Genomic DNA, 13210 nt, shown 5'->3' on the forward strand with positions numbered 1-13210 from the left:
GCACCCGGCATACCGGTCAGCGCTTCTGCTTGACGATCTTCTCCTGCTCGACGTCGTGCTCGAGGGCACCCGGGTCGGCCTCGTGGCCCACCGGGGTCTTCTCGGAGCCGGACGCCGCGAACTGCTCCTTGAACTTGCCCACGGCCTCCTCGAGTCCCGAGCGCGTCTCGTCCTCGAACTTCTTGGACTCGCGGATGGCGTCCAGGAGGCCCTTCTTCTCGCGACGCAGGTAGTCGAGGAACTCGGTCTCGAAGCGGGAGACGTCCTCGACGGCGATGGAGTCGAGCTGGCCGGTGGTGCCGGTCCAGATCGAGACGACCTGCTCCTCCACCGGGAACGGCGCGGCCTGCTTCTGCTTGAGCAGCTCGACGAGGCGAGCACCCTTGGCCAGCTGGGCGCGCGACGCCGGGTCGAGGTCGGAGGCGAACATGGCGAAGGCCTCCATCGCGCGGAACTGCGCGAGGTCGAGCTTCAGACGACCGGAGACCTCCTTCATGGCCTTGATCTGCGCGGCGCCACCGACACGGGAGACGGAGACACCCACGTCGATCGCGGGACGCACGTTGGCGTTGAACAGGTCGGCCTGGAGGTAGATCTGGCCGTCGGTGATGGAGATGACGTTGGTCGGGATGTACGCCGAGACGTCACCGGCCTTGGTCTCGATGATCGGCAGGCCGGTCATCGAGCCCGCGCCCAGGTCGTCGGAGAGCTTGGCGCAACGCTCGAGCAGACGGGAGTGCAGGTAGAACACGTCACCGGGGTAGGCCTCGCGGCCCGGCGGACGACGCAGCAGCAGCGACACGGCGCGGTAGGCCTCGGCCTGCTTCGACAGGTCGTCGAACACGATGAGGACGTGCTTGCCCTGGTACATCCAGTGCTGACCGATGGCCGAACCGGTGTAGGGCGCGAGGTACTTGAAGCCGGCCGAGTCGGACGCCGGGGCCGCGACGATGGTCGTGTACTCGAGCGCGCCGGCCTCCTCCAGGGTGCCGCGGACGGCAGCGATGGTGGAGCCCTTCTGGCCCATCGCGACGTAGATGCAGCGGACCTGCTGCTCCGGGTCACCCGAGTCCCAGTTCTGCTTCTGGTTGATGATCGTGTCGACCGCGACCGTGGTCTTGCCGGTCTGGCGGTCACCGATGATGAGCTGGCGCTGGCCGCGACCGATGGGGGTCATGGCGTCGACGGCCTTGAGGCCGGTCTGCAGCGGCTGGTGCACCGACTTGCGCTGGACGACCGTCGGGGCCTGCAGCTCGAGCGCACGGCGCTCGGTCGAGTCGATCTCGCCGAGGCCGTCGATCGGCTGGCCGAGCGGGTTGACCACGCGGCCGAGGAACGCATCGCCGACGGGGACCGAGAGGACCTCTCCGGTGCGCTTGACCTCCTGGCCCTCCTCGATCTTGGAGAAGTCACCGAGGATGACGACGCCGATCTCGTGGACGTCGAGGTTGAGCGCGAGGCCCAACGTGCCGTCCTCGAACTCGAGCAGCTCGTTGGTCATGCACGAGGGCAGGCCCTCGACGTGGGCGATGCCGTCGCCGGCGTCGCTGACGCGGCCGACCTCTTCGCGGGAGGCCGTGCCGGGCTCGTAGGACTGAACGAAGTTGTCCAGCGCGTCCCGGATCTCCTCCGGACGGATCGAAAGCTCCGTCATCTGATCTCTTCTCCTCGATAACCGGCCCGATGAGTCGAACCGAAGTCTGTGGTGTGGTCCTGCATCTTCAGTTGTGGTGGCGCAAGTGGTGCGTATGCGGTGTGGCTGGGTGCCGGTGGTCAGCCGGCGATGTGCCGACGGGCCTCGTCGAGGCGTCGCAGCACGGTGCCGTCGACGACCTCGTCGCCCACCTGCACCCGAATGCCGCCGAGGACCTGGTCCTCGAGGACGACCTGGAGCAGGACCGGCTTGCCGTAGATGCCCTGCAGGGCTGCGGCGAGCCGCTCACGCTGCTGCGGGGTGAGCTCGGTGGCGGCCGTGACGACCGCCGTGATCTGTTCGCGCCGCTGGGCCGCGAGGCCGAGGTAGCGCTCGAGGGTGCGGTCGAGCTTGCGACCACGCGGGGCGAGCACGGCCAGGCGCGCCAGGCGCACGGTCTCCTCGGTGGCCTTGCCCTCCAGCAGCTCGCTGACGACGCCGGCCTTGGCGTCGACGTCGCCCTGGCGGTTGGTCAGGCGGTCCCGCAGCTCGGGGTTGCCTGCGACGATCCGCTCGAACCGGAACAGCTCGTCCTCGACCCGGTCGATCCGGTTGGCCTTCTCGGCACCCGCGAGGATCGACGTGACCGCCAGGTCCTCCAGGGTGTCGGAGAGGTCGCGCTCGGTGGCCCAGCGCTGACCGACGAGGTTCTTGACCACGACGATCGCCTCGGCCGAGACCTTGCCGTCGAGCAGTCGCTCGGCGAGCGCCTGCTTCTCCGAGCCCTCGCGGGACGGGTCGGCGAGGGCGCGGCGCAAGGTGGCCGAGCCGTCGATGACACCGACGACGGCCAGCAGCTCGTCACCGAGCACCCGACGGTCGACCCCACCGGCGAGCGCGGCGTCGAGCGCCTTGCCTCCGGCGATGGCCGCCGCGCGCGAGGACCCACGCATCAGGCGTCCTCCCCGACCTTCTCGGGCTGGATCTCGCCAGCCTCGAGCTCGGCCAGGAACCGGTCGACGATGCCCTTCTGACGGGTCTCCTCGTGCAGCGACTCACCCACGATGCGGCTGGCCAGGTCGGTCGACAGGCGACCCACCTCCGAGCGGAGCGAGACGACCGCCTGCTGGCGCTCGGCCTCGATCTGCTTGTGCGCCGCCTCGGTGATGCGCGCCGCCTCGGCCTGCGCGTGTCCACGCATCTCCACGACGATGGCCGCACCCTGCTCGCGAGCCTCCTCGCGGATCCGGGCCGCCTCGGCACGGGCCTCGGTCAGCTGGGCCTGGTACTGCTCCAGGGCAGCCTGGGCCTGCTGCTGGGCCTCCTCGGCCTGCTGCATCCCGCCCTCGATCGCGGCGGTGCGCTCGGCGTACGCCTTCTCGAGGTTGGGCACGACCTTGGTGGCCACGACCCAGTAGAGGATCGCGAACGCGATGATGCCGAAGATGAGCTCACCCCAGAGGGGCAGGATCGGCAGGCGTTCGCCGGTCTTGTCCTCGGCGGCGGCCGCGACAACCACCTGCGTGATGCCGGTGAAGTGCTGCACGGGTTCTCCTAGTGCTGTGGTGCCAGGGGGCGTTGGGCTGGGTGGTTCGACTTACTTGAAGACGAACGCGAGCACCAGACCGAAGATGGCCAGCGCCTCGGCGAGGGCGAAGCCGAGGATGGCGATGCCCTGGAGGACGCCGCGCGCCTCGGGCTGGCGGGCGACGCCGTTGATGTAGGCCGCGAAGATCAGGCCGATGCCCACACCGGGGCCGATCGCAGACAGGCCGTAGCCGAGGATGGCGATGTTGCCAGTCATGTCAGTGGTCCTCTTTCGGTTATCAGATCCGTCGGCACCTCGCCGAGCGGGAGTTCGTGTGGCGTATTCAGTTGTGGGTGTGGCGGTCCTGCACCGAGCCGGTCATCGGCCCGGACGATCTCAGTGCTCGTCGGCGAGCGAGCCGGCGATGTAGGTGGCTGCGAGCAGCGTGAAGATGTAGGCCTGCAGGAACTCGATCAGTCCCTCGAAGGCGGTCAGCACGAAGGCCATGCCGAACGAGCCGACACCGGCGACCTTGAGGCCCAGTCCACCGTGGATCAGCATGTACTCACCACCGGTGATGAACAGCAGCAGGAGCATGTGCCCGGCGAACATGTTGCCGAAGAGTCGCAGCGCGAGGGTGAGCGGGCGGGTGACGAAGTAGGTCAGCAGCTCCAGCGGGATGATCAGCACGTAGATGCCCTTGGGCAGCCCCGGCGGGATCATGTGCTTGATGTGTCCCCAGGCGCCGTTCTTCCTGATGCCGACGGCGTGGTAGATCACGAAGACCAACAGGGTCAACGCGATCGGGAAGCCGATGCGGCTCATGGTCGGGTACTGGATCGGCGGGATGATGCCGAACAGGTTGTTGACCAGGATCAGCATGAACATGCTGAACAGCAGGGGGACGAACTTGAGGAAGTCGTGGCTGCCGATGATGTCGCGGGCCACGCCGTTGCGCACGAAGTTGTAGGCGTTCTCGGTGACCCACTGGCCCTTGCCGGGAACGACCGCAGCACGCTTGGTGGTGGCGACGAGGAACCACGTGAGGAGCGCGACCGAGATGGCCAGGACGACCATCGGGCGCGTGATCGCGAAGTCACCGTGACCGATCAGCGGCTGGTAGAACTCGGCCGGCGTGGGGGCGTGGAAGCCCTCACCTTCGCCGCCCGCGGCAGCCAGGCTGATGGCACCCAGCACGTTCAGACTCACAGGTTCTCCTTGAGCTTTGCGTTCGGAACAGTCCACGGGCCAACGGGGGCAGCGCCCATAGGCGTGGGCCCGGCATACAGAGGGGGGAGCTGACCTGCGGAAGTCATTGCGTACCGTACCGGAACCACACGAGGTACAGCGACAGTGCCATCCCGCCCACGATCCCCACCGCGACGAGCCAGGTCGTGCCCAGCCAGTGGTCGAGTCCCCAGCCCACCGCACCGAACATCGACGGTCCGGTGATGAGGTAGGAGACGACGTTCCACATCCTCGCCTCGTCGAGCCGTTGATGACCCGAGTCGGCCTTCTGCAACGGCGTCTGCCGGGTGTCCGGCGACGGTCGCGAGGGCGGATTGGTCACGGTGAACTCCTGTGGTCATCTGGCCGAACCCCCATCCTGCCGCGTTTCCTGCGGCGCGTCGAAAGCAAGGCGACGAGAGCGGACGAAGGCGATCACCTGGAACACCTGCCACACCAGTGCGACGGCCAGGACGGTGATGCCGAAGGCGGTGCCGTCGAGCCAGGAGGCGTCCTGCAGCGCGATGATCACCACGAGCAGGAAGATCATCTGGCCCATGAAGACCGCCAGGGCGCTGGCGAGGAAGCGCAACGGGTCGGCAGCGCTGTCCAGCTTGCGCATGACGACCAGACCGAGGGCGAAGAAGGCCAGGGCGATGACGAAGCCGAGCGCGGCACCCAGGGCGGCCTTGCCGCCACCCACGATGGCGGCGACGACCACGGCCACCGGACCCACCGCGACGGTGGGGAGGAAGGCTCCACGCAGCATCACCGCGAACGGGTCGCGGTCGGTGTGCGGAGTTGCGCTCATCGGTCTGGCCTGCCTGATTCGTCGGGGCTGCGGTGCCTGGCGAACGGGGTGGTCTGCACCCACCTTGGGGTGCTTGTGAAAGGTATCACAAGCGCTTCAGGCCCTGCCACCGGGGGGTCCGCCCCTCTCAGGCAGGCCGAGCCGTAGCTGTCAGGACGCGCCTGGACGCGTGCTGACCCACACGACTCGGGGTCGCCGCATCGATAGCCTTCCGCCATGCCAGCCACTCCCCCGACCGGCGCACCCCTGCGGGGCCGGTTCGTCCGGCTCGACGTGATGACCGTGGAGGACGCCCCCGGGCTGCATGCGGTCTACACCGACCCGGCGGTCTACACGCAGGGCTTCATCATGCGCCCGCCGCCGGAGGACCTCGCGGCCACGCGCGCCGACACCGAGGACAACATCGCGGCCGGCGCGAGGGGCCGCACGGCATACACCGTCCGGCTCACGGGCGCGGGCGGTCTCGGCGACGCCGGCACGGTGGTGGGCACCTCGTCGCTCGGCGACGTCGACCTCCAGAACGAGCGGATCCACCTCGGCTGGACCATGTACGGCTCGCGATGGTGGGGCACCCAGGTGAACCCCGAGTGCAAGCTGCTGCTGCTCGGTCACGCCTTCGACTGCGGCTTCGGGCGCGTGAAGATCCAGACCGACGCGGTGAACGAGCGCTCGCAGGCCGCGATCGCCAAGCTCGGCGCGACCCGAGAGGGCGTCCTGCGACGGCACACCCGGCGGGCGGACGGCAGCTTCCGCGACTCGGTCGTGTTCAGCGTGCTGAAGGACGAGTGGCCCACCGTGCGTGCCGGTCTCCGCGCGCGCCTGGGGCTCCCTGACGCCTGAGCCACGCGGTCGCGCGCAAGGTCAGTCCTAGCGCGGACGGTGGCCCGGCACCGACCAGCGCGGCAGCCACAGGGTGAGCACCCCGATCACCACGACGGCGCCCAGCACGCCCGCGCCGGCCACCCGGGCGTCGTCGACGAAGATGAAGCTCACCGAGCCGAGGGCGGCGACCGCAGCCCACAGCCAGAGGAGCAGCACGGCGCGCCGGTGGCCGTGACCGAGCTGGAGCATGCGGTGGTGCAGGTGCTGCTTGTCGGGGTGCCACGGGCGCTCGCCACGGGCGGTGCGCCGCACGACGGCCAGCAGGATGTCGACCAGTGGCAGCAGGATGATCGCGGCCGGCACGACGAGGGGCAGCAGGGTCGCGGCGACGGGGTTGGTGCTGACCTGCGCCGGGGTCACGTYGCCGGTCGTCGAGATCGTCGCGGCGGCGAGCAGCAGGCCCAGCAACAGGGCCCCCGAGTCACCCATGAAGAGCCGGGCCGGGTGGTAGTTGTGCGGCAGGAAGCCCACGCAGCAGCCGATCAGTGCGGCCGAGATGAGGGTCGCCGACGAGAACACGTTCGGTGGGTCGAAGGTGCGCGAGATGCCGTAGCTGTAGATGAAGAACGCCGTGCCCGCGATCACCACGACCCCCGCCGCGAGGCCGTCGAGGCCGTCGATGAAGTTGACCGCGTTGGTGAACAGCACCACGGCGAAAACGGTGAGCCCCACCATGATCGGCTGCGGCAGCACGGTCACGCCGCCGATCGGCAGCTGGTAGAGCAGCACCCCACTGAACGCCATGATCCCGGCGGCGATCATCTGGCCACCCATCTTGGTCAGCCAGTCCATCTCTCGGATGTCGTCGATGGCACCGATCAGGCAGACGATGCCGGCCCCGACCAGCACGCCCTGCAGCTCCGGCCCCAGCCGGAACACCTGGCCCAGGAACGGCAGGTGGCTCGCCGCGATCATGGAGGCCGCGAACCCGAGGTAGATCGCCACTCCCCCGAGGCGCGGGATGGGGGTCGAGTGGACGTCACGGTCGCGCACCGGCGTGAACGCGCCGGCATCAGGACGAGGAGGTACTCGCGCACTTATGGCGCCTCTCGAGTGGGGGGACTCAGCCTCGAGGGTATGCCGGGAAGCGGGTCACGAGGTCCGTGACCCCCGCGCGAACCTCCTTGGAGACGGCGTGGTCGGGGTCCGCGTCACCGCGGATGACCGCTGTGGCGATGAGCTCGGCGATCTCCCGCATCTCGTCGGTGCCCATGCCCTGGGTGGTGACGCAGGGCGTGCCGACCCGGATGCCGCTGGCGATGTTGGGCTTCTGCGGGTCGAACGGGATGGCGTTCTTGTTGAGGACGATGCCGGCCGCGTCGGACCGAGCCTCCGCGTCGGCACCGGTCACACCGACGCCCTGCAGGTCGTGGAGCGAGAGATGGGTGTCGGTGCCACCCGTGGTGGGACGAATACCCTTCTCCCCCAAGGCGGTTGCCAACACCGCCGCGTTCTCGACGACCCGCTTGGCGTAGTCCTGGTAGGCAGTGGTGGCGCACTCCTTGAAGTTCACCGCCTTGGCCGCGATGGTGTGCATCTGCGGGCCGCCCTGCATCATCGGGAAGACCGCCTTGTCGAGCTTGGCGGCGTGCTCCTCCTTGCAGACCAGCGCTCCGGAGCGCGGGCCGCGCAGCACCTTGTGGGTCGTGAAGGTGACGACGTCGGCGTAGGGCACCGGGCTGGGGATCGCCTTGCCTGCGACCAGGCCGATGAAGTGCGCGGCGTCGACCCAGAAGATCGCCCCGACCTCGTCGGCCAGCTTGCGGAAGAACTCGAAGTCGATGAGCCGCGGGATCGCCGACCCGCCGGCGAGGATCACCTTCGGACGGTGCTCCTTGGCGAGCCGCTCGACCTCGGCGTAGTCGATGTCCTCGGTCTGCTTGTCGACGCCGTAGTGCACGGCGTTGAACCACTTGCCCGAGAAGGAGACCTTGGTGCCGTGCGTGAGGTGGCCGCCCATCGGCAGGGCCATCGCGAGGATCGTCTCGCCCGGCTGCATGAACGCGCCGTAGACGGCCTGGTTGGCGCTCGCGCCGGAGTGCGGCTGGACGTTGGCGTGGTCGGCGTCGAACAGCGACGTGCACCGCTCGATCGCGAGCGTCTCGGCCTTGTCGACCTCGGAGCAGCCGCCGTAGTAGCGGCGTCCGGGGTAGCCCTCGGCGTACTTGTTGGACAACGTCGAGCCGAGGGCGGTGAGGACCTCGGGGCTCGACATGTTCTCCGAGGCGATGAGCTGGAGGCCGCCGCGGATGCGGTCGAGCTCGGAGACGAGCACCCCCGCGATCTCGGGGTCGAACGACTCGAGGGCGCCGAAGTCGGAGCCGTAGAAGGTGTCAGCGCTCATGCGGGTCTCCTGGGAGGGTGCTGTCGGTGCCGTCGAAGCTGCGGGTGGCGGGATCCGCGGGCAACTCTATTGCCTGGGTCCCCTCGGCCTCCGGGGTGCCCGACGCGTCGTCGGGCCCGTCGGTGGGCTGGTCTGCCGAGTCGGCCACGGGCTCGTCTGCCGTCTCGGCCACGGGCTCGTCTGCCGTCTCGGCCACTGGTTCGTCCGCCTGGGGCGCGGCGGCCTCGCCGGGCGCCTCGGCCTCCGTGGAGGGGTCCGGCTCCTTCGGCTCGAGCGCAGCCCGGATCTGCGCCTCGGTGACTGCACCGGCCCGCAGCACGACGAACTCCTCGCCCGTGCAGTCGACGATCGTCGACACCTCGGTGCTGGTGGTCGGCCCGCCGTCGAGGTAGACCGACACCGCCGCCCCGAGCTGCGACGCGGCATCCGTGGCCGTCGTGGCCGCGGGCTGCCCGGTGAGGTTGGCGCTGGTCACGGCCATCGGGCCGACCTCGCTCAGCACCGCGAGCGCGATGTCGTCCTGCGGCATGCGCAGCGCCACCGTGCCGTTCGTCTCGCCGAGGTCCCACATCAGCGACGACTGCGCCTTGAAGACCAGGGTCAGTGGCCCGGGCCAGAACTCGCGGATCAGGTCACGGGCCCAGGCGGGCACGTCAGTGGCGAGGCCGTCGACCGTGCGCACGCTGGGCACCAGCACGGGCGGGGGCATCTCGCGTCCGCGGCCCTTCGCGGCCAGCAGGGACGCGACCGCCTCGGCGGAGAAGGCATCGGCGCCCACGCCGTAGACGGTGTCGGTCGGCAGGACGACGATCTCGCCGGCGCGGACGGCCTCGACCGCCTTCGCGACGCCGTCGCGGCGACCCTCGTCGGTGGTGCAGTCGTAGACGGGGCTCATGGTGGCCAGCCTAGGACCCCCTCCCCCAGCCCTCTCACCCGAGTCTTTGAGTCATCCGGCGGACGGGGGCCGTCGGATCACCCAACGACTCGGGTGAGGTGGGGCGGTGCGTCACGTCCCGACGGCTACGTGGTTTCCCGGATCCGAGGAAGCACGCCCCGGTCCTAGCGTGCACACATGACCACAGCACATCGGCCGGCGAGGGTCGCCATCGCCATCGCCGCCGCCGCGGCGCTCACGGCCGCAGCCGCGGGTGCGGCCCAGGCCAACGCCCCGTCGGAACACTCCACGTTCACGATCGACGAGTCCGGGTCGTTCGACGCAGACGTCTGTGGCTTCGCCATGGACTGGCACGACACCGGTCGCGGGAGCGCCCTGCTCCACGAGGACCCGCGGTCGGGGGACGAGCTCATCCTGCAACGACTCGACCTCACCTCCGTCTTCACCAACCCCACCAACGGCGACTGGTTCGGGCTCAGCGGCCACTGGTCCGAGCACCTCTTGCCGGCCACGGTGATGCCCGACGGGACGGTCGTCAGCGTGCTCAAGGAGCCGGGCAACCGCCACAACCTCTTCGACGGGTCAGGCATCATCAGCCGGGACACGGGGCTGACGACGTGGACGTTCACCTACGACCCGGCCACCGACACCGAGGAGGCCGCCGTCGAGGTCCACGGCAGGTTCCCGCTGGCCGGCTCCGACTTCTGCGCGATCGCGCAGGACCTGATCGGCTGACCCGACGCGATGCCGGGCCGCTACGTCGAGTGCACGATGGCGTGCCGTCCGCGCGGGGGGACCATGTCGGGATGACCGAGATCTCCTCGCCGACCACCGACGAGCTGGCCGAGCGGGTCTTCGGCGCCCTCCTGGGCACGGTCGACATCCTGTCGGTCTTCCTGGGCGACCGCCTGGGGTGGTACCGCAGCCTGGTGTCCGACGGCCCGGCGACCCCGCCCCAGCTCGCCGCCCGCACGTCCACCCATGCGCGCTACGCCCGCGAGTGGCTGGAGCAGCAGGCGGTCACCGGTTTCCTCGCCCTCGACCACCCCGACGACGACCCCGACGCGAGGGTCTACTCGATCCCGACGGCCACCGCCGAGGTGATGACCGACGAGGCCAGCCTCAGCTACCTCGCCCCTTTGGCGCGGATGTTCGCCGCCATCGGTCCGCAGCTGCCCGACCTCCTCGAGGCGTACCGCTCGGGCGGCGGGGTCAGCTGGGACCAGCTCGGCACCGAGGCGCGTGAGTCCCAAGCCGATGGCAACCGGCCGTGGTACCAGCACCAGCTCGCCAACGCCCTCGCGGGCGTGCCACAGGTGCACGAGGCGCTGTCCGCACCGGGCGCCGTCATCGCCGACGTCGGCTGCGGGGCCGGCTGGTCGAGCATCGCGCTCGCCAAGGCCTACCCCGACGCGACCGTGGAGGGCTTCGACATCGACGCACCGTCGGTTGCCATGGCCACGGCCAACGCCGCGGAGCAGGGCGTCGACGACCGGGTGCGGTTCACCGCGGGCGACGCAGCCGGTATGCCGCGCAGCCGGTTCACGGCCGCGTTCGCCTTCGAGTGCGTGCACGACATGCCCCAGCCCGTGGCGGTGCTCGCGGCCGCGCGCGCCTCGTTGGCGCCCGGGGGGTTCATGGTCGTCATGGACGAGGCCGTCGCGGAGGAGTTCTCCCCACACGGCGACGAGCTCGAGCGCGTCATGTACGGCTTCAGCCTGCTCGTCTGCCTGCCCGACGGGATGTCTGCTCCCGGCAGTGTGGGGACCGGCACCGTCATGCGCCCGGCCACCCTGCGTCGCTATGCCGAAGCGGCCGGCTTCACCGGGTTCGAGGTCCTCCCCATCGAGGAGTTCGGGTTCTGGCGGTTCTACCTGTTGACGTGAACGCAGCCTGGTGACGGGAGGCAGCTGGTCACGCGCGTGGAGCCCGGCGCGCAGTGGTGGCGCGGGGCCGGCCGGTGAGGTCGTCGTGGTCGGCGACGTCCGTCCACTCACCCGTGCGCCCGAGTCCGTGCGGCAGGCTCACGCCCTGGCTGTCGGCGTGCTCCATCACCAAGAGGCCGCCGGGACGCAAGAGCTGGGCGGCACGACGCGCGACCGCGAGCGGGATGGCCAGCCCGTCAGGGCTTCCGCCGAAGAGCGCGAGCTCCGGGTCGTGGTCGCGCACCTCCGGGTCGAGCGGCACCATCCCCACCGGGATGTAGGGCGGGTTCGACACCACGACGTCGACCGTGCCCTCCAGCTCCGGGAAGGCCTCGGTCGCGTCGCCGAGCCGCAGGTGCACGGCCAGACCGGAGTCGGTGACGTTGCGCTCGGCCCAGGCGTGCGCCTCGCGACCCAGCTCCACGGCATACACCGTCGCGGTCGACACCTCGTCGGCGACGGCGAGGGCGATGGCACCCGAACCGGTGCACAGGTCGACCACGACGGGCACCTCGAGGCCCAGTGCAGCGTCGATCGCCAGCCCGGCCACGAACTCGGTCTCGGGCCGTGGCACGAAGACCCCCGGCCCGACGCTCAGGTCGAGCCGTCGAAACCCGGCGCGACCGGTCAGGTGCTGCAACGGGATCCGCGCCCCGCGGTCCGCGACGAGACCCGCGTAGCGATCGCGGAAGCCGGCGTCGGCCTCGTCGAGCATCACCATGCGACGCCTGACCTCGGCGACATCGGTGCCGAGGGCGAACGCGGCCAGCGCGAGGGCGTCCGCCTCCGGCGACGGCACGCCGTCCTCGGCGAGCGCGACGGTGGCCCGCACCACCTCCGATCGGAGCGTCGTCACTGACCCGAGCCGTCGGCGACCGCGGCCATCTGCGCGGCCTCGTCGGCGTCGACCGCGGACTGCACGACCGCCTCGAGGTCACCGTCGAGCACGGTGTCGAGGTTGTAGGACTTGTAGCCGGTGCGGTGGTCGGAGATGCGGTTCTCCGGGAAGTTGTAGGTGCGGATCCGCTCGCTGCGGTCGACCGTGCGGACCTGCGAACGCCGGGCGGCACTGGCCTCGGCGTCGGCCGCCTCCTTGGCGAGTGCGTGCAGGCGCGCACGCAGCACGCGCATCGCCGACTCCTTGTTCTGGAGCTGGCTCTTCTCGTTCTGGCACGAGACCACCACGCCGGTGGGTAGGTGCGTGATCCGCACCGCCGAGTCGGTGGTGTTGACCGACTGGCCACCGGGCCCGGACGAGCGGTAGACGTCGATCTTGAGGTCGTTGGCGTCGATGGTGATCTCGACCTCCTCGGCCTCGGGCATCACCAGGACGCCCGCCGCGGAGGTGTGGATGCGCCCCTGGCTCTCGGTCACGGGGACGCGTTGCACCCGGTGCACCCCGCCCTCGTACTTCAGCCGGGCCCACGGGGCGTCTCCCGGCTGCGGGGTGCCCTTGGCCTTCACCGCCACCTGGACGTCCTTGTAGCCACCGAGGTCGGACTCGGTCGCGTCGATGACCTCGGTCTTCCACCCGCGCCGCTCGGCGTAGCGCAGGTACATCCGCAGCAGGTCACCGGCGAACAGCGCCGACTCCTCGCCGCCCTCGCCCGCCTTGACCTCGAGGATCACGTCGCGGTCGTCGTCGGGGTCGCGCGGGATGAGCAGGCGCCGCAGCACGTCCTCGGTCTCGGCCAGCCTCGCCTCGAGACCGGGCACCTCGGCGGCAAAGCCCGCGTCCTCGGTGGCGAGCTCGCGGGCGGCCGCCAGGTCGTCGGTCGCCGCGTGCCACGCGTGGTATGCCGCGACGGTGGGTGCCAGCGCGGCATACCGCTTGTTCAGCTTGCGGACGAGGTCCTGGTCGCCGAACACCGCGGGGTCGGCCAGCTGCTTCTCGAGGTCGGCGTGCTCCTGGACGAGGGCTGCGGCGGACTCCAACATGGGGGCTCCCTGAGGCGGTACGGGTGG

15 protein-coding genes are annotated in these 13210 nt (G+C 70.2%); 3 read left to right on the forward strand and 12 right to left on the reverse strand.

What is annotated here, in order from left to right; all coding sequences use genetic code 11:
* Positions 1 to 16: 16 nt before the first annotated feature.
* The 7 genes from atpA to ACXJKD_RS05735 form a co-directional block, all read right to left on the reverse strand.
* Positions 17 to 1654 (reverse strand): F0F1 ATP synthase subunit alpha, encoded by a 1638-nt coding sequence (gene atpA, locus ACXJKD_RS05705; protein ID WP_457253502.1) that lies wholly within the window; start codon positions 1652 to 1654, stop codon positions 17 to 19.
* A gap of 119 nt (positions 1655 to 1773) precedes the next feature.
* Entirely contained in the window at positions 1774 to 2586 is an 813-nt protein-coding gene (locus ACXJKD_RS05710) for a F0F1 ATP synthase subunit delta (protein WP_457253503.1), read from the reverse strand.
* Positions 2586 to 3161: a F0F1 ATP synthase subunit B gene (locus ACXJKD_RS05715; RefSeq protein WP_056922710.1), complete on the reverse strand. Its 576-nt coding sequence runs from the start codon at positions 3159 to 3161 to the stop codon at positions 2586 to 2588. The genes ACXJKD_RS05710 and ACXJKD_RS05715 overlap by 1 nt, the downstream gene beginning before the upstream one ends.
* Positions 3162 to 3230: 69 nt before the next feature.
* Entirely contained in the window at positions 3231 to 3437 is a 207-nt protein-coding gene (atpE, locus tag ACXJKD_RS05720; protein WP_056883533.1) for an ATP synthase F0 subunit C, read from the reverse strand.
* A gap of 120 nt (positions 3438 to 3557) precedes the next feature.
* The gene (gene atpB / locus ACXJKD_RS05725) at positions 3558 to 4370 is read right to left on the reverse strand and encodes a F0F1 ATP synthase subunit A (RefSeq protein WP_457253504.1); all 813 of its coding nucleotides are present in this window, start codon (positions 4368 to 4370) and stop codon (positions 3558 to 3560) included.
* 103 nt (positions 4371 to 4473) lie between these two features.
* Positions 4474 to 4731, reverse strand: a complete 258-nt coding sequence (locus ACXJKD_RS05730; RefSeq protein WP_457253505.1) for an AtpZ/AtpI family protein — start codon at positions 4729 to 4731, stop codon at positions 4474 to 4476.
* Positions 4732 to 4746: 15 nt separating this feature from the next.
* Positions 4747 to 5199 (reverse strand): hypothetical protein, encoded by a 453-nt coding sequence (locus ACXJKD_RS05735; RefSeq protein ID WP_457253506.1) that lies wholly within the window; start codon positions 5197 to 5199, stop codon positions 4747 to 4749.
* Positions 5200 to 5415: 216 nt separating this feature from the next.
* On the opposite strand from ACXJKD_RS05735, the gene ACXJKD_RS05740 reads away from it, so the two are divergent.
* Positions 5416 to 6039, forward strand: coding sequence for a GNAT family N-acetyltransferase (locus ACXJKD_RS05740; protein WP_457253507.1), 624 nt, complete (start codon positions 5416 to 5418; stop codon positions 6037 to 6039).
* A 27-nt stretch (positions 6040 to 6066) separates the two neighbouring features.
* Here ACXJKD_RS05740 and ACXJKD_RS05745 read toward each other — a convergent pair whose 3' ends face one another.
* The 3 genes from ACXJKD_RS05745 to ACXJKD_RS05755 all read right to left on the reverse strand — a co-directional run bounded on the left by ACXJKD_RS05745 (position 6067) and on the right by ACXJKD_RS05755 (position 9320).
* Complete coding sequence (locus ACXJKD_RS05745; RefSeq protein ID WP_457253508.1) at positions 6067 to 7074, reverse strand: MraY family glycosyltransferase; 1008 nt, start codon at positions 7072 to 7074, stop codon at positions 6067 to 6069.
* A 70-nt stretch (positions 7075 to 7144) separates the two neighbouring features.
* Positions 7145 to 8425 carry a serine hydroxymethyltransferase gene (locus tag ACXJKD_RS05750; RefSeq protein WP_457253509.1) on the reverse strand — a complete coding sequence of 427 codons (1281 nt, stop codon included), beginning with the start codon at positions 8423 to 8425 and terminating at the stop codon, positions 7145 to 7147.
* Positions 8415 to 9320: an L-threonylcarbamoyladenylate synthase gene (locus ACXJKD_RS05755; RefSeq protein ID WP_457253510.1), complete on the reverse strand. Its 906-nt coding sequence runs from the start codon at positions 9318 to 9320 to the stop codon at positions 8415 to 8417. The genes ACXJKD_RS05750 and ACXJKD_RS05755 overlap by 11 nt, the downstream gene beginning before the upstream one ends.
* A gap of 177 nt (positions 9321 to 9497) precedes the next feature.
* Between ACXJKD_RS05755 and ACXJKD_RS05760 the strand changes: the two genes are divergently transcribed.
* Positions 9498 to 10055: a hypothetical protein gene (locus ACXJKD_RS05760; protein WP_457253511.1), complete on the forward strand. Its 558-nt coding sequence runs from the start codon at positions 9498 to 9500 to the stop codon at positions 10053 to 10055.
* Between the two features lie 71 nt (positions 10056 to 10126).
* On the forward strand, positions 10127 to 11206 hold the full coding sequence (locus tag ACXJKD_RS05765) for a class I SAM-dependent methyltransferase (RefSeq protein WP_457253512.1): 1080 nt from the start codon (positions 10127 to 10129) through the stop codon (positions 11204 to 11206).
* Between the two features lie 28 nt (positions 11207 to 11234).
* On the opposite strand, the gene prmC is transcribed toward ACXJKD_RS05765, so the two are convergent.
* Both prmC and prfA read right to left on the reverse strand, forming a co-directional pair.
* Positions 11235 to 12101, reverse strand: a complete 867-nt coding sequence (gene prmC / locus ACXJKD_RS05770) for a peptide chain release factor N(5)-glutamine methyltransferase (protein WP_457253513.1) — start codon at positions 12099 to 12101, stop codon at positions 11235 to 11237.
* Complete coding sequence (prfA, locus tag ACXJKD_RS05775) at positions 12098 to 13183, reverse strand: peptide chain release factor 1 (RefSeq protein ID WP_457253514.1); 1086 nt, start codon at positions 13181 to 13183, stop codon at positions 12098 to 12100. The genes prmC and prfA overlap by 4 nt, the downstream gene beginning before the upstream one ends.
* Positions 13184 to 13210: the final 27 nt, after the last annotated feature.

The sequence above is a fragment of the Pedococcus sp. P5_B7 genome (assembly GCF_054049895.1).